The organism is Limnohabitans sp. TS-CS-82 (genome assembly GCF_002943475.1).
This window is the reverse complement of sequence record NZ_PTQX01000015.1, coordinates 30,837-52,967: the sequence shown is the minus strand read 5'-3', so window position 1 is coordinate 52,967 and position 22,131 is coordinate 30,837. Positions and strand designations below refer to the sequence as shown.

Genomic DNA, 22,131 nt, shown 5'->3' with positions numbered 1-22,131 from the left:
TTTAGGCGACGCACGAGGCAGCGGACCGTACCGCGTCACTCGCCCAAAGCCACGCCTTCACGACGCGGGTCGGCCACACTGACCCACACCGTGCGGCCATCGCGCTGTTGACGCATGACCGCATGCACGCCGCTGGTGAGGGCTTGCGTGCGCACCTCGGTGCCGCGTGCACGCAAAGCGTCTGCAGTGCTCGCGGGGAATCGCCCTTGCTCCAACACCAAAGGCCCGCCCACCGAACCGAAATGAGGGCCATCGACCGCCGCTTGCAACGACCAGCCCTGCTGCAACACGCCAAGCAAGGTTTGGGCGGTGAAGTGAATGATCATCGCGCCGCCGGGGCTGCCCACACTCATGAGCAACTGCCCCGTGGCTTTGTCAAACACCAAGGTGGGCGACATGGACGAGCGTGGTCGTTTACCGGCTTGCACGCGGTTGGCCACCACGCGGCCTTGGGCATCGCGTGGCACAAAGCTGAAGTCAGTCAACTCGTTGTTGAGCAAAAAGCCTTTCACCATCTGCCGCGCGCCAAAGGCATCTTCCAAGGTGGTGGTCATGGCCACGGCACGGCCCTGCGCGTCCACGATGCTGAGGTGAGAGGTGCCCATTTCGGGTTGCTCAGCCATGGCCGACAAGTTGTGTGCAGCGCGAGGCACGGGCTCGCCGGGGGCCACTTGCGCAGCAGCACGCGTTTGAATCAATTGGGCGCGCGACTTCAAATAATCAGGCTGCAGCAAACTCTGCCAGTTGCCACCTGGGGCGTTGACGAAATCGGGGTCCGCCACATACTGCGCGCGGTCCGCAAAGGCCAAACGTGATGCTTCGTTGTAGGTGTAAAGCCACGCGGCATCCGGCCCGCTCGCTGGCCAAGCTTGTCCAGCCACGGCGGTGTGAGGCAGCATGCCCAAGATTTGCGCCATCGCCAGCGTGCCTGAACTGGGAGGCGGCGCGCCGCAGATGCGGTACCAAGACGGAGCGCCGGGCGAACCGTTGCCGTTGCCTTGAACTAAGGCTGAAGTTTGAGTTTGACCTGCGCCACGGCCAACTTGGTTTGCGGATACATCAAAACACAAGGGCTCGCGCACTTTGGCTTGGTAGTTCGCCAAATCGCTAAGCTGCAAACGCCCAGGGTTGCTGGGGTGCTGCTGCACTTTGTGCACGATGGCCTGAGCCACCTCACCGCTGTAAAACGCGGACACCCCTTCGGTGGCGATGCGTTGCAACACATCGGCCAACTCAGGATTACGCAACACATACCCGACGGGATGAGGCGCAACGGGCGCGGGGACCGAACCTTGCGTTGAGGTTTGCATCGGCGCTTGTGCTCGGTAGAAATAAGCACGCGCCACAGGGTCCAAACGCAAATAGGCATCGGCCTTGAGTTGCGCATGCAAGCGTGGACTGATCGCAAAGCCTTCGCGCGCAAGACGAATGGCGGGCTCAAACAAACGCGACCACGGCAAAACGCCATGCTGCTGATGCGCCTGCGCCAGCATGTGCAACACGCCCGGCGTGCCCACAGCACGCCCGCCCACCACGGCCTTGTGAAAGGCCAAGGGCTGACCTGCGTCATCAAGCAAAGCTTCTTCAGTCACCGTCGATGGCGCAGTCTCTCGGCCATCAAACACTTGAACATTTGAGCCTGCCGCGTGAACCAAAAATGCGCCACCGCCCAAACCGCTGGACTGTGGCTCCACCAAACCCAACACCATTTGCACCGCCACCGCGGCATCGACGGCGGAGCCCCCGGCTTGCAGCATCTCCACACCCGCTCGGGTGGCCAAAGGGTGCGCAGCGGTCACGGCAAAACGCTGCGAGAGGACCTCAGTTTTGGGCGTGAAACCCGTGGCAATTTCAGGCTGCAGCGGCGCCGATAAAGCGTTGGACGACGCTGCATAGGAACCCGTTGATGAAGCCGGTGACACGGCATAAACAGCCGTCGACTCAATCTGCAAAGGCCAAACCTGACACCCCGCCAAAACCAGCAGCGCCCACACCGAGGCCATGCGCTGCAAGTGCATCAGAACCCTGCGACCAATCCGTCACGACGCGCGTCGCTGGCGGCCACATAGCCTTCGACCTTTGGATCGCCCGCACGCCAGATGAATTGGCCAGCGCCGAAGTCTTGGTAGCTGTCGTTGATGACGCCCACTTGGTGACCGCGTGCCTGCAAACCCGCGGCCGTCTCAGCGTTCAAGCTGGCTTCGACGTTGATCTCCATGCCCGCGTTGTAACGCCAGCGCGGCGCATCGCAAGCGGCTTGTGGGTTTTGGCCGTAATCGAGCATACGCACCAAGGTTTGCATGTGGCCTTGCGGCTGCATGTTGGCGCCCATCACACCGTAGCTCATGACGGGTTGCCCGTCTTTGGTGAGGAAGGCAGGAATGATGGTGTGGAAGGGGCGCTTGCCCGGTGCCACCACGTTGGCAGGGTTGAGCCCCTTGGCGTCCAAGCTGAAGCCGTGGCCACGGTTTTGCAAACTCACGCCGAACGTGGGCTCCACGCAACCCGAGCCAAAGCCCATGTAATTGCTTTGGATGAAGCTCACCATCATGCCGTTTTCATCAGCGGTGGTGAGGTAAATGGTGCCGCCTTTGACGGGGTTGCCCGCGCCAAAGTCTTGCGCCTTGCGCAGGTCGATCAATTGCGCACGTTGCTTGAGATATGCGGGTTCCAACATTTGCGCGGGCGTGACTTCCATGGCGCTGGGCTCGGCCACGTAACGGTACACGTCGGCAAAGGCGAGCTTCATGGCTTCGATCTGCAGATGCTGGGAGTCCACACCGTCCACCGCCAAACTGGCGAGGTCGAAGTTTTCCAAAATGCCCAGCGCGATCAGCGCCGCGATGCCTTGGCCGTTGGGTGGAATTTCGTGCAGGGTGTAGCCACGGTAGTTTTGCGCAATGGGCGTGACCCACTCAGCCTTGTAATTGGCAAAGTCACGCGCGGTGATGCTGCCGCCATGTTCGGCGGAAAACTTCTCAATCGCCTGCGCGATCTCGCCGCCGTAAAAAGCTTGCCCCTTGGTTTTGGCAATCGCACGCAAACCCCGCGCTGCGCCTGGGAACTTGAACAACTCGCCCACGGCAGGCGCACGCCCCCACGGCAAAAAGCTTTGCGCAAAACCGGGTTGGCTTTGCAGCTCAGGCGTGGCAGCTGCCCACTTTTGCTGCACCACCACGGGCAGCAAATAACCACGCTCGGCAATCTCAATCGCGGGTTGCATCAGGTCTTCAAAAGGCAACTTGCCAAAGCGCTCGCTCAAGGCCACCCAGCTGCCCACGGCGCCGGGCACGGTGACTGAGTCCATGCCGCGCTTGGGTGGCGTCTTGGCGCCTTCACCGTATTTGCGGTGAAAGTAATCGGGCGTCCACGTTTGCGGGGCTTGGCCGGAGGCATTCAGGCCATGCAGCGCTTTGCCGTCCCACAAAATGCAAAACGCGTCGGAACCCAAGCCGTTGCTCACGGGCTCGGTCAGCGTCAAGGCCGCCGCTGCGGCGATGGCCGCATCTACCGCGTTACCGCCCTGCCACAACATGCGCAAACCCGCTTGTGCCGCCAAGGGGTGCGAGGTGGAGACCACGTTGCGCGCAAACACGGGTAATCGGGTGGAGGTGTAGGGATTGGTGAAATTGAAATTCATGTTTTAAACACCTTGTTGTGCAAGCGTCTCATCGACAACCACACCAAAAGCCCCACAAAGGGCAACGCACACGCCGCCGTGATGTCCGCGGCAAAAGGCCAGCCGAACTTCTCGGCGCCTTTGGCCAAGTAGCTCACCAAGCCCGTGAAGTAATAGGTGATCGCAGCCACCGACAAACCTTCCACCGTGGATTGCAACTTCAGCTGCACGTCTTGGCGTTGGTTCATGGTGGCGAGCAATTGTTGGCTGCTGAGTTGCTGCTCAAAATCCACGCGCGTGCGCAGCAAGTTGCTCATGCGCGAGACGCGCTCAGACAGCGCGTTTTGACGCCGTGCGGCCCAGTCACAGGTACTGCGCGCTGGCGATAAACGCCGCTCCATGAACTCGCCAATGGTCTGCATACCCGGCATGCGCGACTCAGCAATATCGCGGATGCGGCGATCGACCAATTCAAAGTAAGCCCGCGTGGCCGAAAAGCGCGAATGGGTGGCGGCGTACTGTCCCTCCACCTCACCGGCCAAACGGGTCAAACGGTCCAACAGATCGGCCTCATCGGCACGCGCAGCACTGCGTATGGCCTGCGCCAAGGCGGCCAACTCACGCTCGGCATCGGCCAACGCCTGAGAGGCGTCGCGTGCCGCGGGTAAGCCCAAGGAAGCGGCCATGCGGTAGGTTTCAATTTCGAGCAACTGTTGCACCAAGCGACCTTGGCGACGTGGGGAGAGCGAACCCGTCATCAACAACACGCGCGAGTAACCGTCGGGGTGCAACTGAAAATCGGTGTACACCTCGCCATGGCCCTCGGCCACGGTAGAGGCCACCAAGGTGTCTTCATGCAAGAGTTGGGGCAGCACCGTGTGAACATCCAACGCACTCGGGGCCAGCAACCACACATGCAAGCGCGCCAAACACGCGCCCGGCAATTGCGCCAACCACGCTTGGGGGACAGCTTCAACGGCGGTCATGGGATGGGTCGGGTCAAACGCCGCATCGCTCACGGGTCGCATGAACGTCCACGACACAAACTCGGTGTGCAGCTCCCAACGCAATCGGAATGCGCCCAAGTCCACGCGGATGTGGTTGGTGTGCGCGTCGGCAGCAGAGAGGTGGTGGTCCAACAGCAGGCGCGACACATGCGCGCGACTGGCCTGCGCACTGTCGCGGTCGACCCACATCACCACATGCGAAATGGCCATGGGCGTTTGCATGGGTTCGGGCGGTCGCGCATGCACCTCGTTGTGCAGCGCCTGTCTCTGAGGGTGCTCGATCATCAACAGCCTTTCTGTGTGCTCAGATTGTGGCGCATCCAAAAGGGGGCAACATGCAAAACGGCACCCGAAGGTGCCGTCTTTAAAGTCAAAACTGAATGAACAGAATTAGTCTTCCACGAAGGCCTCTTCGCGTTTGGACTTGATGGACGGCAACAGCACGATCACCAAGAGTAAGGCCGCAGCCGCCAGCAAACCAGCTGACAGGGGACGGGTACCAAACACGGTCCAGTCACCACGCGACAGCAACAAGGCGCGACGCAGGTTCTCTTCCATCATCGGGCCCAGAATGAAGCCGAGCAACAAAGGCGCAGGTTCCACACCCAACTTGACGAACAGGTAGCCCACGAAGCCAAAGGCCGCGACCATCCAGATGTCAAACGTGTTGTTGTTGGTCGAGTACACACCGATCGCGCAGAACAGCACGATGGCGGGGAACAAGAAGCGGTAAGGCACAGACAACAACTTGATCCACATGCCAATCAATGGCAAGTTCAAGATCACGAGCATCAAGTTACCAATCCACATCGAGGCGATCAGACCCCAGAACAACTCAGGGTTGCTGGTCATCACCTGTGGGCCGGGCTGGATGTTGTGAATGGTCATCGCACCCACCATCAAAGCCATCACGGCGTTGGGTGGAATACCCAAGGTGAGCAAGGGAATGAAGGAGGTTTGTGCACCGGCGTTGTTGGCCGATTCAGGCGCAGCCACACCACGGATGTTGCCTTGACCGAATGGCACTTCGCCTGGACGCAGCTTGGTTTTCTTCTCGATGGTGTAAGCCGCAAACGCAGCCAACAACGCACCGCCACCTGGCAACACGCCAAGCAAGGAGCCCAAAGCGGTACCGCGAATGACCGCAGGCAACATGTTCTTGAAGTCTTCCTTGGTGGGAAACAAGCCTTCTACCTTGGCGGTGAACACTTCACGATCTTCTTCAGGTCGCGACAAGTTCGAAATGATCTCGCCGTAACCGAAGACACCCATCGCCACCACCACAAAACCAAGACCGTCTGTCAGTTCAGGAATGTCAAAGCTGAAACGTGCGACACCCGAGTTGACGTCGGTACCGATCAAGCCCATCAAGAGGCCCAACACGATCATGGCAATCGCCTTGAGCAAAGAGCCCGAAGCCAACACCACCGCGCCGACCAAGCCCAAAATCATGAGCGAGAAGTATTCGGCCGGACCGAACTTGAACGCGAGTTCGGTCAAAGGAGGCGCGAAGGCCGCCAAGATCAAAGTACCCACAGAACCGGCGAAGAACGAGCCCAAGCCAGCGGCCGCCAAAGCGGGGCCTGCACGGCCTTTGCGGGCCATTTGGTAACCGTCAATGGTGGTCACCACCGACGACGATTCACCGGGTAAGTTCACCAAAATCGCGGTGGTGGAACCACCGTACTGGGCGCCGTAGTAAATACCGGCCAACATGATCAGCGCCGACACAGGGGGCAGCGCGTACGTAGCGGGCAGCAACATGGCGATGGTGGCCACAGGGCCAATGCCTGGCAACACGCCAATCAGCGTACCCAAGATACAACCGACCAAGGCGTACATGAGGTTGATGGGCGTGAACGCCACACCAAAACCCAATGAGAGGTTTGCAATCAAATCCATTTTTTATTTCTCCCGGCTCAACCAGTGATAAAGGTGGGCCACACGGGCATCTGCAATTTCAGCAGCATGATGAAAGCCAAGTAGCTGCCCACCGACAAAATAGTGGCCAAAATCAGCGCTTCTTTCAGCGAAAAGGTCTCACCAGCTTTGCTGGCAATGACGACCAAGGCATAAATTGCCAAGATCAGACCCATTGCTGGCAAGCCAATGCTTGGCAAGCCGCCTAACAAGATGCCAAAAGCCACGTTCGCACCCAGCACATAGCAAATGGGTTTCCACGCGAATTTGCCTACTTTATCGCCATCTTCTGTGTGCTCGACCAGCGAGTAAAACATGATGAAACCACCCAAAATCGCTAAGAAAATACCCAGCAGCAATGGAAAGTAGCCCGGGCCCATGCGAGCGCCGGTGCCGACGGTGTAATTGGTGGCGCCCCAAGCAAAGGCACCGCCGACCAATGCGAACATCAGGCCAGAGAAAAAGTCTTTTTGACTTTTGATCATTTCGTCTCCTCAAACAAAACTGCGAAAGTGCGTAAATTGTGAAGGGCTAAACCTCGGTGAATGATGTGGGTTACACCTACTTTAGAAACCTGAGCGACAAGGGGTAAACCCTATATTTATGCGGGTTTCAAGGGTTTGAAGACCCGCAACCACTTGGTCGCAGGCAAGGAGGGCCAACGGGCCTGAATCGCCTCCGCACGGGCCATCAATTCGGCGCGCTTGACCGACGTGGGCGTGCGTTGGGCCAACACAATGGTGTTGCCCTCACGCGTGGGCTTGAACGCCCACAGCGCGTCAGCACCAAATGCCGCGGCCATCTTGTCGACGCTTTGGGCAAAACTGGAACTGCGGCCAAACAAGTTGACGGTCATGCAGCCGTCGTCGGTCAAAAGTTGGCGGCAATCCGCGTAAAACTCGGCACTGTCGAGCACGGGGGACGCAGCTTCGTGGTCGTACAAATCGACTTGCAGCGCATCAATTTGGCCACGCCAATGGTCGTGCTTAGCCACCTCGGCGGCATCGCCCAACACCACTTGCAGCTTGGCGCTGTCGGCGGGCAGTTTGAACCACAGGCGGCACGCTGCCACGACTTGTGGGTTGATCTCAATCGCCGTGGTTTTCATGCGCAGGTGCTTGAATGCGAACTTGGTCAGCGCCGCCGACCCCAAGCCCAGCTGCATGGCGTGGCGCTTGCCCACTTTGTCGATGTCCACAAACAGCAGCCACGCCATCATGCGTTGCACGTACTCTAGGTCGATGTCAAAAGGTTTCTCGATGTTCATCGAGCCTTGCACCCACGGGGTGCCCAAATGCAGGTAGCGGGTGTCGCCGTAATCAGAGAAATTGACTTCGGGAAGTTGGAGTTTTTTCTTAGTCGCCATGCTGTGCTTTCTTTACTCGGCCATGCCTTCAATCACAAAGCGCACGCGCTTGTTGCCTTGCCATTCATCGGCTTCGAGACGGAAGGCCAAATGCGCCACGGTAGGCAGCGGGTCGACACGACCAAACCAAATGCCATCCACAGGCTGACCTTGGTGGCGCAGTTTCAACGCCAAATGTTTCTCGCCCACCAAGCGTTGCCCCAACACCTCGATGTTTTCGCTGAACGTGGGTGGTGCAAAGCCTTGGCCCCACACCTCGCGGGCCAGCGTGTCGGCCAACTCGGGGCGGCGGTACTCGGCCAGCAAGGGGCCATCGGTTTCTAAGCGGCGTTGCAAGGTGGCGGCGTCCAGCCACTCGGCGGCGACTTGTTGCAGGGCCTCTTCAAAGGTGGCGAGGTTGTCCTCTTCCAAGGTGCAACCTGCCGCCATGGCGTGACCGCCAAAGCGCAGCAAAACGCCGGGGTGACGCTTGGCCACAAGGTCTAACGCATCGCGCAAATGAAAGCCCGGAATCGAGCGGCCCGAGCCTTTGAGCTCATGCCCCTTACCCGCCGCTTGGCTGGGTGCGAATACGAACGTGGGGCGGTGGTGCAAATCTTTGAGCTTGGAGGCGACGATACCCACCACGCCTTCGTGAAAGTCGGGGTCGAACACGCACAAGGCGGAAGGCGGTTCTTCCTCGGGATCGAACATTTCTTGCGCCAGCTCCAACGCTTGCTCGCGCATGTCGCCTTCAATTTCGCGGCGCTCGCGGTTGATGCGGTCGAGCTGGGTGGCCAGCTCGGTGGCGCGGCCCACGTCGTCGGTCACGAGGCACTCAATGCCCAGCGTCATGTCAGACAAGCGGCCTGCCGCATTGATGCGCGGGCCCAAAGCAAAGCCAAAGTCTTGCGAGGTGCAGGTGGCGCTTTGACGGCCTGAAGCGACAAACAAGGCGCTCATGCCCGCAGGCATTTGCCCCTTGCGCACACGCGCCAAACCTTGCGCCACCAAACGGCGGTTGTTGGCATCGAGCTTGACCACATCGGCCACCGTCCCCAAGGCCACCAAGGGCAGCAAGGTGTCGAGCTTGGGCTGCTGTTCGGCGGTGAACACACCGCGCTTGCGCAGTTCCGCACGCAGCACCAACAGCACATAAAACATCACGCCCACGCCGGCGAGCGACTTGCTCTCGAACGTGCAACCGGGCTGGTTGGGGTTGACGATGGCGTCAGCCTCGGGCAGCACGGCGGCAGGCAAATGGTGGTCGGTGACCAACACTTGCAAGCCCAAGGCACGCGCCGTGGCCACGCCGTCCACGCTGGCAATGCCGTTGTCCACCGTGATCAACACGTCGGCACCGCTGGCTTTGACGCGCTCGGCAATTGGGGGCGTGAGGCCATAACCATCCACCACGCGGTCGGGCACGATGTAGCTGACCTGACGCGCGCCCAGCAAGCGCAGGCCACGCACGGCGACGGCGCAGGCGGTGGCGCCATCGCAGTCGTAATCGGCCACGATGCAGAGCTTCTTGTTGGCGGCCATCGCATCAGCCAGCAACACGGCGGCGGCTTCGATGCCCTTTAAATTGGTAGGGGGCAGCAAATGCGCCAGCGACACATCGAGGGTGGCGGGCTGGCTGATGCCGCGCGCCGCATACAAACGCGCCAGCAAGGGGTGCACACCCGCTTGCTCAAGGGCCCAAATGCTGCGTGGCGGCAGATCGCGGGGAATGAATTGCATGAGGCTCAGTCTTTCAAGGGCGCAACGGCCAACACAGTGTCTAAAGAAATGGGGGCAAAGCGCTGACGCACGCGCTGCCAAAGGCTGGGCGCGGCGCTGTCGAGCACCTGAAATTCATGCTCGCCGCACAAGACCAAACGCTGGGGTTCACCAGCGGCCACACGCGCCAGCAAGGGGGCGATGACCTCGGCATCGACGGATTGCCACGCCTCCAGCCAGCCGATGAAGTCTTGCTGCAAGGCGCTGCTGCGCAGGGTCTGCAACACGGTGGGTGCGGGTTGCGCAAGGGGCTTTGCCACCGCCGTTGCAGGACGGCTGGCATGGTCTGGCAAAGCGCCCGTACCGTGCACCCAAAATGAGTTGATGGTCAAACGGCGGAGGTCGTTGACGGGGTGGGTGTAGAGCAACATTTGCATTTCGTTTTGCAAACGGCGCAGCAGTTGTGCGGCGGGGCTCAAGCGTTCGGCACCCGTTTCGCAGCCCACCAGCCACGGATCGATGTTGCGGCCAATCACGCGGTCCAAAGCTGCTGTGCGCAGATTGGCGAACAAGGGCGAGCGCGCCAGCCATTGGCCCGGTTTGTAGGGAAACAAGTCGATGCCGTCTTCGGCAAAAAAAGGCTGCATCGCGCTGAACAGAACGGCATCGGTGTCGGCGTCCAGCGCCAAATGCGCGGGGTCACCCAAGGTCACTTGGCCGTTGCTGACGTGCCAATTGCACAGGCTGATGAAGGCCCAGCCCGATGGCGAGACTGGGGGCGAAACTGGGAGCGCCCCATGGGTGTGGTTGTCTGGGGTTTGATGTGCAGCGCCTGCATGGGCGTGGGTTACCGCCAAACCCTGCTCGGCCGCCGCACGCGCCGCCCAAGGCAAACCGCCGTCCACCATCGGCCAACCCAAAAGCCGCCCCCAAGCCCGCTCGTGCGGGGGCGTCAAGGTGGCGAGCAGCGGTTCAGCCGGCGCATCAGCCACCACCGCCACGCGTTGGGACTGCATCAGCCATTGCCGCAGATTGGGCAAGGCTTGCTGGGCCAAGACGCCCGCTTCGGGGCCTTGGGCAGACCAAAGCGAAAACGGCAGCAGCGTGGTGGGGCGCGGGGAATCAAAAATCTCAAGAGGCATGGCCCTGATTGTCCGTGATGGACAGCGCAGCGAGGTTTGTCACCACGCGCGCATTCGGTGCGGCGTGGGGGTAGCCCACCCAATGACACAATGCTGCTCGTCATGAACAGCACTTCCTCCAAACTTCCCTACGAACTTCTCATTGGCTGGCGCTACACGCGCGCGGGCCGGGTGGCTGGGCGCAACGGCTTTATTTCCTTCATCTCCGGCGTGTCCATGCTGGGCATCGCGCTGGGCGTGGCGGCACTCATCATCGTGTTGAGCGTGATGAACGGCTTTCAAAAAGAAGTGCGCGACCGCATGTTGGCCGTGGTGGCCCACATTGAATTGCTCAGCACCGGCGGCGAAGGCTTTGCCGATGTGAACGCGCTCATGGCGCAAGCCAAGCGCAACGCCTCCGTCGTGGCTGCCGCGCCGTTTGTGGCGCAGCAAGCCCTGATGGCACGCGGCGACGACATGCGCGGCGCCTTGGTGCGTGGCATCGAGCCCGAGCTCGAAACCCAAGTGACCGACTTCACCCTGCAACTCCCCCCCGACGTGCGCGGCGCTTTGACAGCGGGCAGCTTCAACGTGGTGCTAGGCGGTGAATTGGCCCACGCCTTGGGCGTGCGCGTGGGCGACCGCGTGACGCTGGTGGCTCCCAGCGGCCAAGTCACCCCCGCGGGCGTGATGCCCCGCTTGAAACAATTGAATGTCGCCGGTCTGTTTGACTCTGGCCACTACGAATACGACGCCACCTTGGTGCTGATGCACATCGAAGACGCGCAGCGCATCTTTCGCCTCGAATCTCCCAGCGGTGTGCGCTTGAAACTGAAAGACGGCCAACAAGCGCGCAGCGTGGCCAGTGAATTGGCGGCCACACTGGGCCCTGAGGTGATCGTGCGCGACTGGACCCGCCAAAACCGCACTTGGTTCGCGGCCGTGCAGGTGGAAAAACGCATGATGTTCATCATCCTCACCCTCATCGTGGCGGTGGCGGCCTTCAACCTCGTCACCACGCTGGTGATGACGGTGACCGACAAACGCGCCGACATCGCCATCTTGCGCACCTTGGGCGCCAGCCCGCGCAGCATCATGGGCATTTTTGTGGTGCAAGGCGCCACCGTGGGCGTGCTGGGCACCTTGGGCGGATTGCTGATGGGGCTGGGCGTGGCCTGCAACATCGACGTCATCGTGCCTGCCATTGAAAACGCGCTGGGTGCGAGCTTTTTGCCACGCGACATTTACCTCATCAGCCGCATGCCCAGCGACCCGCAAGCTGCCGACATTTGGCCCATCACCCTGATCTCGCTGGCGATGGCCTTTGTGGCCACGATTTACCCGAGCTGGCGCGCCAGCCGCATCAACCCCGCACAGGCGCTGCGCTATGAATAACGAGTTACGCGCCATGAACCCCACCTCACCCGTCACCCCCGTCGTGTTGACCGCACGCAACCTGAGCCGCCGTTTCACGGAAGGCCCCTTGGATGTGACGGTGTTGCAAAACATTCACCTCGACATTCACGCAGGCGAAACCGTGGCCATCGTCGGCACTTCGGGCTCGGGCAAAAGCACGCTGCTGCATGTGTTGGGTGGTTTGGACACGCCCAGCACGGGGCGCGTGTCGCTCATGGGCCGCGATTTGCAAGGCCTCAACGCGACCGAACTGGGCGATTTGCGCAACCAACATTTGGGCTTTGTCTACCAGTTTCACCACCTGTTGCCCGAGTTCACCGCGCTCGACAACGTGGCCATGCCGCTGTGGATCCGTCGCATGGACCGCACGGCCGCCAGCGCCCAAGCGCAAGCCATGTTGGAAGCGGTCGGTTTGGGCGCACGCTTGCACCACCGCCCGTCCGAGTTGTCGGGCGGCGAACGTCAGCGCGTGGCCATTGCCCGCGCCTTGGTCGCCCGCCCAGCCTGCGTGTTGGCCGACGAGCCCACGGGCAACCTCGACCGTCACACCGCCGATCAAGTGTTCGCCTTGATGCTGCAATTGGCCCGCGACCAAGGCACAGCCTTTGTGCTGGTCACCCACGACGCCAGTTTGGCCGCACGCTGCGATCGACAGTTGCAACTCAGCCTCGGTCAACTGTCGCAATGAAACAACAAAGTTAACAATTTCAAATAAATTTAACACTTAGTATTACTTTGTAACGTTTTTAGTGTCTAATTCGTTACATGGACGGATTCAAAGACTTTTACGCAGTGCTGGGCGTGGCCCCCGCGGCAGCCCCCGAGGTGATTCGGGCGGCCTACCGTGCGTTGGCATTGCGCCACCACCCCGATCGCCACGCGCACTGCGCGATGGACGGTTCGGTGATGGCGGGTCTGAACAAAGCCTACGAAATCTTGTCGTGTCCCGAACGCCGCCGCGCTTACGACCAATGGCGTCACAGCGTGCACATTCAGTTCGCGGCTGAACGCATCAACGCCTACCAAAGCCAAATCGTGACCGCACGGCGCACCAGCCCCGTGGTGTTGACCACCTACGACCGACGCGGTCGTTTGCACGCTTACGCGTAAGCACTTGGCAGCACGTTTACCCACACCCCTGCTCGCTGTTAACCGTTGAACAAACGCCCACGCGCGTTGTGCGTGATGGCCGCCACACACGGGTGGCTGATGCGCCGCTCCACCGACACCGCAAAAAACTCTTCCACCAGCTCGTCGCTGCGCCCCAACACCTCCACGCCGTAATGCGCCACCGTCTCGTCTTCCAGCACGCTGGGCGACATGAACACGCCACGCCCCTCGCGCCCAAACGCGGTCATCAAGGCGCCGTCGTCAAACTCGCCCACCACCCGCGGTTGCAAGTGGTGCTTGGCCAGCCAACCCTCTAACTGCTGGCGCACAGACGAGGCGGCCCCCTGAATCAACATGGGGGCGCTGTGCAAACACTGTGGAAACTCCCCTTGCAGCGTGGCTTTGAGGGCTGGCGTGCAAAAAAAGCTCATGGGCGTGGTGCCCAAAGCGTGGTTGAACGCTTTGACGCTGATGCGGCGTGACAGCGGCTCGTCGGCAATCACCAAATCAAGACGGTGCAGGGCCAGTTGCGCCAACAAATCGGGAAACTTGCCTTCGCTGCCAATCAAGCGCACAGGTTGCGAAATCGACATAGCAGGCTCCAACAGGCGGTAGGCCACGGACTTGGCCACCGAATCGGCCACGCCGACCCGAAAGTCTAAGGTGTGTGTCTCGCTGCCGGCTTGGCGCATGGCGTTTTGAAGCTCGGCACCGAGGTTAAAAATGCCATCGGCGTAGCCCAAGGCGGTACGACCGTCTTCGGTCAACACCAACTGACGACCGCTTTTACGAAACAGCTGACGCCCCAAGCTGTCTTCGAGCAACTTGATTTGGCCTGACAAGGTTTGCGGCGTGGTGTGCAGCTGCTCGCCTGCACGCATCACGCCACCGGCACGCGCGGTGACCCAAAAATAGTAAAGATGTTTGAAATTCATATCGAATGCTTTGATTGCTCGTATTTATCGAAGTGATTAAACCAAAAATACGAATTTACACGAAGTGTTTTCATGTCTAAAGTTCAGACATCGGGCCTTGTTTGCCTGTGATCGAACAAAGGAGTTTGAGATGCGTTTAAGTACCAAAAGCAGATTTGCCGTCACCGCCATGATTGATGTGGCTTTGCGCGAAGCCCAAGGCCCTGTGGCCTTGGCCGCCATCAGCGCACGCCAACACATCTCGCTGTCCTACTTGGAACAGCTGTTCAGCAAATTGCGCAAAGAGGCCCTCGTTGAAAGCACGCGCGGCCCGGGCGGCGGCTACACCTTGGCGCGTGCGGCCCAAGCCATCAGCGTGGCAGACATCATCAGCGCGGTCGATGCCAACGGCGCCAGCACCCCAGAGAGCGAAGACGCGGTGGATGGCAGCAGCTTGCTCACCCACGACCTGTGGAACAACCTGAACCAAAAAATGGTGGATCACCTGTCGTCCATTTCGCTGCGCCAATTGATGGATGAGTCACGCGCCAAGGGGGCACATATCGACGTGCGCCCTGCCTCGAAACGCGGCATCTTTGCGCAACGCGACACCAAGCCGTTCAAAGTGAACGCCCCCAACTCGGTGTTCGCTTTGGGCGCAGCACTGGCCACGTCACGCTGAGACAGCGTTTCAGCGCATGTCGGCCCGTATCAGCGCGTTTGGTACGCTGTGCCACATGCCCTCTTGGATCGACACGCACTGCCACCTCGACGCCGCCGAATTTGATGCCGACCGCAGCGCGGTGCGCCAACGTGCGCGCGCCGCTGGGGTCGCGCATTGCGTGATTCCGGCCGTTGAGGCGGCCAACTTTGATGCCGTGCGCCACTTGGCACACGCCCAAGGCGACAGCTACGCCTTGGGTATTCACCCGCTGTACACCCCGCACGCCACGCCAGAACACTTGGCCCAACTAGACGCCGCCCTGCACGCCCACCGCGACGACCCGCAGCTGGTGGCCGTCGGCGAAATTGGTTTGGATGGGTTTGTGCCCAGCCTCAACACCCCAGAAGCCTTGGCGCAGCAACGGTGGTTTTACACAGCGCAACTTGAACTCGCCCAACGCCATCAACTCCCCGTGATCTTGCATGTGCGCCGCTCGGCAGATGGGCTGCTGCAAGGCTTGCGCAAAACGCGGGTCATCGGCGGCATTGCCCACGCCTTCAACGGCAGCTTGCAGCAAGCCCAGACCTTCATCGCCTTGGGTTTCAAGTTGGGCTTTGGCGGCGCCTTGACCTACGAGCGGGCCTTGCAACTGCGCCGCCTGGCCACGCAACTGCCGCTGTCCGCGCTGGTACTCGAAACCGACGCCCCCGACATTCCCCCGCATTGGCTCTACGCCACCGCCGAGCAACGCGCAGCAGGTGCCGCGCAAGGGCGTAACGCGCCTGCCGAATTGCCACGCATCGCCCAAGTTTTGGCGGATTTACGCGGCATGTCGTTGAGCGAATTGGCCGCTGTCACCACCGCGAATGCATGCACCGCCTTGCCGCGCCTACAATTGAAAACGTGAGTACTTCTATCTTGAACGCCGATCTGCACTGTCACTCTGTGATGTCCGACGGCACCCTGACCCCCGAGCAACTTGCCGCACGCGCCAAGGCCAACGGCGTCGAGTTGTGGTCCTTGACCGACCATGACGAAATCAGCGGCCAAGCCCGCGCGATCGCGGCGGCTCAAGCGCAAGGCATGAAGTACCTCACCGGCACCGAAATTTCGGTCACCTTTGCCAACAAAACCGTGCACATCGTGGGTTTGGGCTTTGACCACACCAACACGGCCTTGATCGACGGTTTGCACAAAACACGCGGTGGCCGCAGCGAACGCGCCCAAGAAATGGCCGAAGGCTTGGCCAAAGTCGGTATTCACGGTGCCTTTGAGGGCTCGCTCAAATTTGTGGGTAACCCTGAGCTGATTTCGCGCACCCACTTTGCGCGCTTCTTGGTCGAAAGCGGCGCCTGCCAAGACACCCACGAGGTGTTTCGCAATTACCTGACCGAAGGCAAACCAGGCTTTGTGCCGCACCGCTGGGCGACGCTCAAAAACGCGGTGCAATGGATCACCGAGGCCCAAGGAATCGCAGTGATCGCCCACCCTGGCCGCTATGACTTCACGGCCAACGAGGAGTACGCCTTGTTCACCGAGTTCAAAACACACGGCGGCCAAGGGGTCGAGGTGGTGACAGGCAGTCACACCGTGCCCGAATACGTGGAATACGCAGACATGGCGCGCGAGTTCAACCTCTTCGCCTCACGCGGCAGCGATTTCCACAGTCCGGATGAGAGCCGCATCGACTTGGGCACCTTGCCTTGGTTGCCCGGCCAACTCACCCCCGTCTGGGACGCGCTCGCGCACCGAATCCAGTGATGAAACGCCCTGCACACGGCGCCTTCGCGGGCATGACTTACGCCGTGATCGCCATGGCGTGTTTCGCGGTGCTGGACACCACCAACAAATTTTTGATCGCCAGCGTGCCCTTGCTGATGGTGCTGTGGTTTCGCTACACCTTCCAAGCCGTGGCCACCACCGCCGTGATGTGGCCACGTCGGGGCATGGGCATGTTTCAAACCGGCAGTTTCAAATTGCAAATGCTGCGGGGGTTGTTGCTGCTGATTTGCAGCGTGCTGGGCTTTGCCAGTTTGCAACGCATGCCCGTGGCCGAATTCAGCGCGATTGCCATGCTGACGCCGCTCGCTGTTACGTTTTTGGCGCGTTTTGTGATGAAAGAACACGTCTCACGCTTGCGCTGGCTGTTTGTGATGGGCGGCTTGGGCGGCGCGTTGTTGATCGTGCGCCCCGGCGGCAGCATGGACACCAGCGCCGCTTGGTTACCGCTCACCATGGTGGTGGCCTACGCCAGCTTTCAAACGCTCACCAGCCACATGGCCAAGACCGAAAGCCCCGTCACCATGCACATCTACACCGGCTGGGTGGGCTTCGCCATTGCGTCGGTGTTGGTCTTGAGCGCTTGGACCACCGACCTCACCCACACCCAATGGCTGCTGATGTGCCTGATTGGCTTTGCGGGCACCTTGGGGCATTACCTGCTGATCATTGCCTTCTCTAAAGCCCCCGCCGCCAGCGTGACGCCGTTTTTGTACAGCAGCATTGGCTTTGCCACTTTGGGCGGCTGGTTGGTGTTTGCCTACGTCCCCGACCGCATTGCCGTGCTGGGCATGCTGCTGATTGCCTTGTGCGGCTTGGGCGCAGGCTGGCTCAGCAACCGCGAGCACCAAAACGCGCACCGGATGTGAGTTGACATGGCACAGTTCCTTCAAGTTCACCCCGACAACCCGCAACCCCGCTTGCTCAAACAAGCCGTGGCGCTGCTAGAACGCGGCGGCGTGCTGGCCGTGCCCACCGACTCCAGTTATGCCTTGGTGTGCCACTTGGACGACAAAGCAGCCGTCGAGCACATGCGCCGCATTCGCCAAGTCGATGACAAACATCACCTCACCTTGATGTGCCGCGATTTGTCTGAACTGGCCAACTACGCCAAGGTCGACAACCGGCAATACCGGCTGCTCAAAGCCGCCACGCCGGGTGCCTACACCTTCATTTTGGAAGCAACCAAAGAAGTGCCCCGTCGCGTCAGCCACCCGCAGCGCAAAACCATCGGCCTGCGCGTGCCATTGAACCGAACCTTGCTCGATTTGCTGGAACTGCATGGCGCGCCCTTGCTGGCCACCACCTTGATTCCCCCGGGCGAAACCGACCCGATGAACGACGCCTCAGAGATTCGCGACCGCTTTGAGCACGATCTGGCCGCCGTCATTGATGCGGGCGCCTGTGCCCTAGAGCCCACCACCGTGGTCGACTTAACGACCATGGACGGCGGCGGCGACCCCGAGGTGATTCGCCAAGGCCGCGGCGCTTTAGACGTTTTAGGCCTCTGAGACCGCATAAACAGGGACTTTGGTCTTTCAATGCGACAATTGTTTTGTGAATTTCCCTGACCTCATTCAAACCATTTTGATTTATGCCTTGCCCGTGGTGTTTGCCATCACGTTGCATGAGGCAGCGCATGGTTACGTCGCGCACCGCTTGGGTGACAACACGGCGTGGATGATGGGTCGCGTCACCCTCAACCCCTTTCCGCACATCGACCCCATGGGCACGTTGGTGATGCCTGTGATTTTGTTTTTAGCCACCGGCGGCCACTTTTTGTTTGGCTACGCCCGCCCTGTGCCCGTGCGCTTTGGCAACTTGAACCACCCCAAACGGGACATGATTTGGGTCGCCTTGGCCGGCCCCGTCTCCAACTTGGTCCAAGCGCTGCTGTGGGGCGTCGTGCTTTATGCCTTGGCTGGTGCGGGTGTGCAAGAGCGCTTCTTTTTAGAAGTGGCCAAAGCGGGCATCAAAGTCAACGCCGTCATGTTTGCTTTCAACCTGTTTCCCTTGCCCCCGCTGGACGGTGGGCGCATTTTGGTTGGGTTGCTGCCTTGGAAACAAGCCGTCTGGCTGTCCAAAGTGGAGCCTTGGGGCTTTTACATCGTCATGGCCTTGGTGGTGATGGGCTTCATCAACACCTTTTGGATGGCGCCTTTGATGACGCTGACCTTTGAACTCTTGAGCCTGTTGCTCAGTCCACTCGAATTTTTACTGAAGTCCTGATACATGAAAGAACGCGTTCTCTCCGGCATGCGCCCCACCGGCGCCTTGCACTTGGGCCATTACCACGGCGCTTTGAAAAACTGGGTGCGCCTGCAGTCCGAGATGGATTGCTTCTATTTCGTGGCCGATTGGCACGCCCTCACCACGCATTACGAAAGCCGCGAGGTGATCGAAAAGAACGTGTACGAAATGGTCATCGACTGGTTGGCCGTTGGCTTGGACCCCAACCAATGCACCATCTTTTTGCAAAGCCGCCTGCCTGAACACGCCGAGTTGTTCACCCTTTTGGCCATGGGCACACCGCTCGGTTGGTTAGAACGCGTGCCCACGTACAAAGACCAGCAAGAAAAACTCAAAGACAAAGACTTGGCCACCTACGGCTTCTTGGGCTACCCCCTGCTGCAAGCCGCCGACATCCTGATGTACAAAGCCAAATACGTGCCTGTAGGTGAAGACCAATCGAGCCACGTCGAGCTGACCCGCGAAGCCGCACGTCGTTTCAACCACCTCTATGGCCGCGAAACCAATGCCGAAGCCAAGGTACAGACCAGCTTGGCCAAACTGCCCAAAGACAGCGTCAAACGCTTCGAAAAAGCACGCAAAACCTACCAAGAAACAGGCGATGCCAAAGCTGCTGAAGGTGCTTTGGGCTATTTGGCCTCTGCCCCAGAACTCGACAGCCAAGACCGCGAGCGCTTGGAAGGCTATTTCAAAGGCACCGGCAAAGTCATCTTGCCCGAACCCCAAGCCTTGTTGACCGAAGCCAGCAAGTTGCCTGGCTTAGACGGCGCCAAAATGAGCAAGAGTTACAACAACTCGATTGCCATTCGCGAAGACCGTGCCACGCTGGAACACAAAGTCAAGCGCATGCCCACCGATCCCGCTCGCGTCAAACGCACAGACGTGGGCAACCCAGACAAATGCCCTGTGTGGCAATTCCACATCGTTTATTCAGATGAAAACCAGCGCCAGTGGGTGACTCAGGGCTGCAAAACCGCAGGCATTGGTTGCTTAGAATGTAAGCAACCCATCATTGATGCCATCCTGCGCGAGCAGCAGCCCATGTTGGAGCGTGCTGAGCCGTTTATCGCGAACCCTAAAATCGTCCGTGATATCGTTGATGCAGGTACAGAAAAAGCTCGCATCACCGCGCGCGAAACCATGCGCGATGTCCGTGACGCCATGGGGCTAAACTACTAAGATATTTGTTGGAGTAATAAAAAATGAGTTTGTACATCATCGACGACCATCCTTTGGTTCGCCAAGCGATCGCCATGCTGCTGCGTCGCATGCGCCCCGCCTCCAAGGTCATTGAATTAGAGAAGTTCAGCGAACTGCAAGCTGCCATCATCAAAAACGGCGAGCCCGAGTTGTTTGTGCTCGATTTGTTGTTGCCTGGTGTCAAAGGCACGAGCGCTGTGCGCGAAGTCAAAACCATGTACGGCGATGTGCCATTGGTGGTGATTTCCTCCATGCCCGCAGGCGAAGCCGAAGAAACCTGTATCGAAGCCGGTGCCGATTTGTACCTCGAAAAATCGACGCCTGCCTCCGAGATTTCATCTGCCATCCAAGGTTTGTTTGCAGCCGAAGGCGGCGACGAAGAAACGGTGGTGGTCGGTGAGACCAAGTTGTCCAAGCGCCAAAAGCAACTCATCGTCATGCTTGACCGTGGCTTGAGCAACCGCGACATTGCCGCCGAACTCGAAATCAGCGAGCACACCGTCAAAGTTCACCTGTGGCGCCTGTTCCGTCGTTTGGACGTGAAGAGCCGCACCCAAACCCTGCACTTTGCGCGTCAACACGGCCTGCTGTAATCAGCGCCTGTTAGGGCACTGGGGTGGATTCACCTCAGGTCAAAAAAATCCCCGCTGCGGCTCTGGCCTAGCGGGGATTTTTTATGGGCAGCGCAATCAATGCCTAGGGCAAAGGTTGGGTGCTGATAAGACCCACGCCGCATCGCGGCGTGTGCCATCAAGGTTGTACGTCTTTGGCGATCAAACTCAGGTTGCGACTGCCCAGCTTGACGGAGCTCACACTGCCCATCACATCGCCGGGCTGAGGCATGGCTTGGCCGCTCTTGGAGACCCGAACGCGTACCGTCACCTCGCTCATGCTGGAGAGCTTGGCGCTGGGGTTCATGGCCGTGCTGTCGTCCAACACAAAATCAAACGGCAAGGCGGCCACCGTGGTGCGCACAATCGCCACGGGCATGCGCGAGCCGCTGACGGCGGTGGCATACACAAACACCGTGTCTTGCGGCCCCACTTTGCCCACCCACTCAGGGGCCAAACTAACGCGGCCGCGAATTTGGGCGTCGGGCGAAAGCGCAGCCTTCACCCCAGCATGGGATGCAGGAGGCGCGGCGGGTGCGAGACCCAATTTGTCACGCGCCTCGGAGATGGCACGGTCGAGCTCGGGCGCATCGGGCGAGTCGGCAGCCACCACCTCACGGGCGCGCTCCCAAAAGCGCAAGGCGGCGCTGTAGTTCGACTCGGTGTACGAGGCACTACCCGCCAAAAACAAGCCGTTGAGGTGGCGCGGATCGGCCTTCAGCACGCGTTGGATGATGGCCCAAGGCTCACCCGCAAAATTACCGGCGTTTTGCTGCGCCAGCACTTCGGCCAAATCAATGGCCAAGTTGTCGTCTTGGCTCAACGCCAGCGCTTTGCGCAAGGATTGACCCGAAGGCTCGAACTGTCCCAACGCACGCTGTACGCGCGCCAGCATGACCCAACCTTCCACATTGTTGGGCTCGTCTTCCAAGCGACGCGTCAAAGCAGCGGCCATGGTGGCGAGTTTTTCTGGCGTGACCTCGGCTTCGTTGCTCACACCTTGCTTCAACGCCAAGGGATCGAGCGCCTCAGGCTGGCCCAATAAGCCATACATCACCAAGGACAGCACCGGCACCAACACAATCAGCGCGGTTAACCCAGCCCAAGGCTGACGCGGAGCAGCCACAGCGGTTGTGTGACCTGACGTGCCAGAACCTGATGCATCAACTTCAGGCCCAGCAGGCCCCACATCGTCAAGCAAACGCTGGCTCAACTCATCGCGGGCAACTTGCAACTCTTGGTCATTCAAATTGCCCAAGGCATGCTCACGCTCCAGATCGAGCAATTGGTCGCGGTACACGGCCGCATTGGCCAGCGCTGGGTTGTGACGGGCGACATCTTGCGCCTGTAAGGCCAACGCACCCGCTTGCGCGCCACGCCACAGCGCCACGCACAGCACCACCAACACAACGGCGATCAGGCCGACGGCCAGGACGATAAAGGTCAAAGCAGG

21 protein-coding genes are annotated in these 22,131 nt (G+C 60.0%); 11 read left to right on the top strand and 10 right to left on the bottom strand.

Annotated elements, in window-relative coordinates:
• Window positions 1-35 precede the first annotated feature (35 nt).
• The 8 genes from C5F52_RS23550 to C5F52_RS23515 form a co-directional block, all read right to left on the bottom strand.
• Window positions 36-2,018, bottom strand: a complete 1,983-nt coding sequence (locus tag C5F52_RS23550) for a gamma-glutamyltransferase family protein (protein WP_236657992.1) — start codon at window positions 2,016-2,018, stop codon at window positions 36-38.
• On the bottom strand, window positions 2,018-3,640 hold the full coding sequence (locus C5F52_RS23545; protein ID WP_104800801.1) for a gamma-glutamyltransferase family protein: 1,623 nt from the start codon (window positions 3,638-3,640) through the stop codon (window positions 2,018-2,020). Before C5F52_RS23545 ends, C5F52_RS23550 begins: the two co-directional genes overlap by 1 nt.
• Window positions 3,637-4,911: a DUF3422 family protein gene (locus C5F52_RS23540; protein ID WP_104800889.1), complete on the bottom strand. Its 1,275-nt coding sequence runs from the start codon at window positions 4,909-4,911 to the stop codon at window positions 3,637-3,639. Before C5F52_RS23540 ends, C5F52_RS23545 begins: the two co-directional genes overlap by 4 nt.
• 105 nt (window positions 4,912-5,016) lie before the next feature.
• Window positions 5,017-6,528 carry a tripartite tricarboxylate transporter permease gene (locus C5F52_RS23535; RefSeq protein ID WP_104800800.1) on the bottom strand — a complete coding sequence of 504 codons (1,512 nt, stop codon included), beginning with the start codon at window positions 6,526-6,528 and terminating at the stop codon, window positions 5,017-5,019.
• A 17-nt stretch (window positions 6,529-6,545) separates the two neighbouring features.
• Window positions 6,546-7,031 (bottom strand): tripartite tricarboxylate transporter TctB family protein, encoded by a 486-nt coding sequence (locus C5F52_RS23530; RefSeq protein WP_104800799.1) that lies wholly within the window; start codon window positions 7,029-7,031, stop codon window positions 6,546-6,548.
• 116 nt (window positions 7,032-7,147) lie between these two features.
• The gene (locus C5F52_RS23525; RefSeq protein ID WP_104800798.1) at window positions 7,148-7,912 is read right to left on the bottom strand and encodes a spermidine synthase; all 765 of its coding nucleotides are present in this window, start codon (window positions 7,910-7,912) and stop codon (window positions 7,148-7,150) included.
• Between the two features lie 12 nt (window positions 7,913-7,924).
• On the bottom strand, window positions 7,925-9,634 hold the full coding sequence (gene recJ, locus C5F52_RS23520; RefSeq protein ID WP_104800797.1) for a single-stranded-DNA-specific exonuclease RecJ: 1,710 nt from the start codon (window positions 9,632-9,634) through the stop codon (window positions 7,925-7,927).
• Window positions 9,635-9,639: 5 nt separating this feature from the next.
• On the bottom strand, window positions 9,640-10,755 hold the full coding sequence (locus tag C5F52_RS23515; RefSeq protein WP_104800796.1) for a hypothetical protein: 1,116 nt from the start codon (window positions 10,753-10,755) through the stop codon (window positions 9,640-9,642).
• A gap of 102 nt (window positions 10,756-10,857) precedes the next feature.
• Here C5F52_RS23515 and C5F52_RS23510 point away from each other — a divergent pair, with 102 nt between their 5' ends.
• The 3 genes from C5F52_RS23510 to C5F52_RS23500 all read left to right on the top strand — a co-directional run bounded on the left by C5F52_RS23510 (window position 10,858) and on the right by C5F52_RS23500 (window position 13,260).
• Window positions 10,858-12,129 (top strand): lipoprotein-releasing ABC transporter permease subunit, encoded by a 1,272-nt coding sequence (locus C5F52_RS23510; protein WP_104800887.1) that lies wholly within the window; start codon window positions 10,858-10,860, stop codon window positions 12,127-12,129.
• Window positions 12,122-12,838 (top strand): lipoprotein-releasing ABC transporter ATP-binding protein LolD, encoded by a 717-nt coding sequence (gene lolD, locus C5F52_RS23505; RefSeq protein ID WP_236657991.1) that lies wholly within the window; start codon window positions 12,122-12,124, stop codon window positions 12,836-12,838. The genes C5F52_RS23510 and lolD overlap by 8 nt, the downstream gene beginning before the upstream one ends.
• Before the next feature lie 77 nt (window positions 12,839-12,915).
• Complete coding sequence (locus C5F52_RS23500; RefSeq protein WP_104800795.1) at window positions 12,916-13,260, top strand: J domain-containing protein; 345 nt, start codon at window positions 12,916-12,918, stop codon at window positions 13,258-13,260.
• Window positions 13,261-13,298: 38 nt separating this feature from the next.
• Here C5F52_RS23500 and nhaR read toward each other — a convergent pair whose 3' ends face one another.
• Window positions 13,299-14,195, bottom strand: a complete 897-nt coding sequence (nhaR, locus tag C5F52_RS23495) for a transcriptional activator NhaR (RefSeq protein ID WP_104800794.1) — start codon at window positions 14,193-14,195, stop codon at window positions 13,299-13,301.
• 130 nt (window positions 14,196-14,325) lie between these two features.
• Between nhaR and C5F52_RS23490 the strand changes: the two genes are divergently transcribed.
• From C5F52_RS23490 to C5F52_RS23455, 8 genes are read left to right on the top strand one after another with little or no spacing between them, the layout of a single operon-like run.
• Window positions 14,326-14,856, top strand: coding sequence for an Rrf2 family transcriptional regulator (locus C5F52_RS23490; RefSeq protein WP_104800793.1), 531 nt, complete (start codon window positions 14,326-14,328; stop codon window positions 14,854-14,856).
• Window positions 14,857-14,911: 55 nt separating this feature from the next.
• Window positions 14,912-15,745: a TatD family hydrolase gene (locus C5F52_RS23485; protein ID WP_104800886.1), complete on the top strand. Its 834-nt coding sequence runs from the start codon at window positions 14,912-14,914 to the stop codon at window positions 15,743-15,745.
• Window positions 15,742-16,599 carry a 3',5'-nucleoside bisphosphate phosphatase gene (locus tag C5F52_RS23480; RefSeq protein WP_315227475.1) on the top strand — a complete coding sequence of 286 codons (858 nt, stop codon included), beginning with the start codon at window positions 15,742-15,744 and terminating at the stop codon, window positions 16,597-16,599. The genes C5F52_RS23485 and C5F52_RS23480 overlap by 4 nt, the downstream gene beginning before the upstream one ends.
• Window positions 16,599-17,486, top strand: a complete 888-nt coding sequence (locus C5F52_RS23475) for a DMT family transporter (protein WP_104800791.1) — start codon at window positions 16,599-16,601, stop codon at window positions 17,484-17,486. The genes C5F52_RS23480 and C5F52_RS23475 overlap by 1 nt, the downstream gene beginning before the upstream one ends.
• Before the next feature lie 6 nt (window positions 17,487-17,492).
• Window positions 17,493-18,128: an L-threonylcarbamoyladenylate synthase gene (locus C5F52_RS23470; RefSeq protein ID WP_104800790.1), complete on the top strand. Its 636-nt coding sequence runs from the start codon at window positions 17,493-17,495 to the stop codon at window positions 18,126-18,128.
• 46 nt (window positions 18,129-18,174) lie between these two features.
• Complete coding sequence (locus C5F52_RS23465; protein WP_104800885.1) at window positions 18,175-18,846, top strand: site-2 protease family protein; 672 nt, start codon at window positions 18,175-18,177, stop codon at window positions 18,844-18,846.
• Between the two features lie 3 nt (window positions 18,847-18,849).
• Window positions 18,850-20,046, top strand: coding sequence for a tryptophan--tRNA ligase (locus C5F52_RS23460; RefSeq protein ID WP_104800789.1), 1,197 nt, complete (start codon window positions 18,850-18,852; stop codon window positions 20,044-20,046).
• Window positions 20,047-20,069: 23 nt separating this feature from the next.
• Window positions 20,070-20,660 carry a LuxR C-terminal-related transcriptional regulator gene (locus tag C5F52_RS23455; protein WP_104800788.1) on the top strand — a complete coding sequence of 197 codons (591 nt, stop codon included), beginning with the start codon at window positions 20,070-20,072 and terminating at the stop codon, window positions 20,658-20,660.
• 157 nt (window positions 20,661-20,817) lie between these two features.
• On the opposite strand, the gene ccmI is transcribed toward C5F52_RS23455, so the two are convergent.
• Entirely contained in the window at window positions 20,818-22,125 is a 1,308-nt protein-coding gene (gene ccmI / locus C5F52_RS23450; RefSeq protein WP_161499757.1) for a c-type cytochrome biogenesis protein CcmI, read from the bottom strand.
• Window positions 22,126-22,131: the final 6 nt, after the last annotated feature.

What these genes read in the sequence shown, in the direction of transcription:
- C5F52_RS23460 (WP_104800789.1), top strand. Translation starts at nt 18,850, where the DNA reads ATGAAAGAACGCGTTCTCTCCGGCATGCGCCCCACCGGCGCCTTGCAC.
- C5F52_RS23525 (WP_104800798.1), bottom strand. Translation starts at nt 7,912, where the DNA reads ATGGCGACTAAGAAAAAACTCCAACTTCCCGAAGTCAATTTCTCTGAT.
- C5F52_RS23545 (WP_104800801.1), bottom strand. Translation starts at nt 3,640, where the DNA reads ATGAATTTCAATTTCACCAATCCCTACACCTCCACCCGATTACCCGTG.
- C5F52_RS23485 (WP_104800886.1), top strand. Translation starts at nt 14,912, where the DNA reads ATGCCCTCTTGGATCGACACGCACTGCCACCTCGACGCCGCCGAATTT.
- lolD (WP_236657991.1), top strand. Translation starts at nt 12,122, where the DNA reads ATGAATAACGAGTTACGCGCCATGAACCCCACCTCACCCGTCACCCCC.
- nhaR (WP_104800794.1), bottom strand. Translation starts at nt 14,195, where the DNA reads ATGAATTTCAAACATCTTTACTATTTTTGGGTCACCGCGCGTGCCGGT.
- C5F52_RS23530 (WP_104800799.1), bottom strand. Translation starts at nt 7,031, where the DNA reads ATGATCAAAAGTCAAAAAGACTTTTTCTCTGGCCTGATGTTCGCATTG.
- C5F52_RS23475 (WP_104800791.1), top strand. Translation starts at nt 16,599, where the DNA reads ATGAAACGCCCTGCACACGGCGCCTTCGCGGGCATGACTTACGCCGTG.
- C5F52_RS23550 (WP_236657992.1), bottom strand. Translation starts at nt 2,018, where the DNA reads ATGCACTTGCAGCGCATGGCCTCGGTGTGGGCGCTGCTGGTTTTGGCG.
- C5F52_RS23500 (WP_104800795.1), top strand. Translation starts at nt 12,916, where the DNA reads ATGGACGGATTCAAAGACTTTTACGCAGTGCTGGGCGTGGCCCCCGCG.
- C5F52_RS23470 (WP_104800790.1), top strand. Translation starts at nt 17,493, where the DNA reads ATGGCACAGTTCCTTCAAGTTCACCCCGACAACCCGCAACCCCGCTTG.
- C5F52_RS23490 (WP_104800793.1), top strand. Translation starts at nt 14,326, where the DNA reads ATGCGTTTAAGTACCAAAAGCAGATTTGCCGTCACCGCCATGATTGAT.
- C5F52_RS23510 (WP_104800887.1), top strand. Translation starts at nt 10,858, where the DNA reads ATGAACAGCACTTCCTCCAAACTTCCCTACGAACTTCTCATTGGCTGG.
- C5F52_RS23515 (WP_104800796.1), bottom strand. Translation starts at nt 10,755, where the DNA reads ATGCCTCTTGAGATTTTTGATTCCCCGCGCCCCACCACGCTGCTGCCG.
- C5F52_RS23540 (WP_104800889.1), bottom strand. Translation starts at nt 4,911, where the DNA reads ATGATCGAGCACCCTCAGAGACAGGCGCTGCACAACGAGGTGCATGCG.
- C5F52_RS23535 (WP_104800800.1), bottom strand. Translation starts at nt 6,528, where the DNA reads ATGGATTTGATTGCAAACCTCTCATTGGGTTTTGGTGTGGCGTTCACG.
- recJ (WP_104800797.1), bottom strand. Translation starts at nt 9,634, where the DNA reads ATGCAATTCATTCCCCGCGATCTGCCGCCACGCAGCATTTGGGCCCTT.
- C5F52_RS23455 (WP_104800788.1), top strand. Translation starts at nt 20,070, where the DNA reads ATGAGTTTGTACATCATCGACGACCATCCTTTGGTTCGCCAAGCGATC.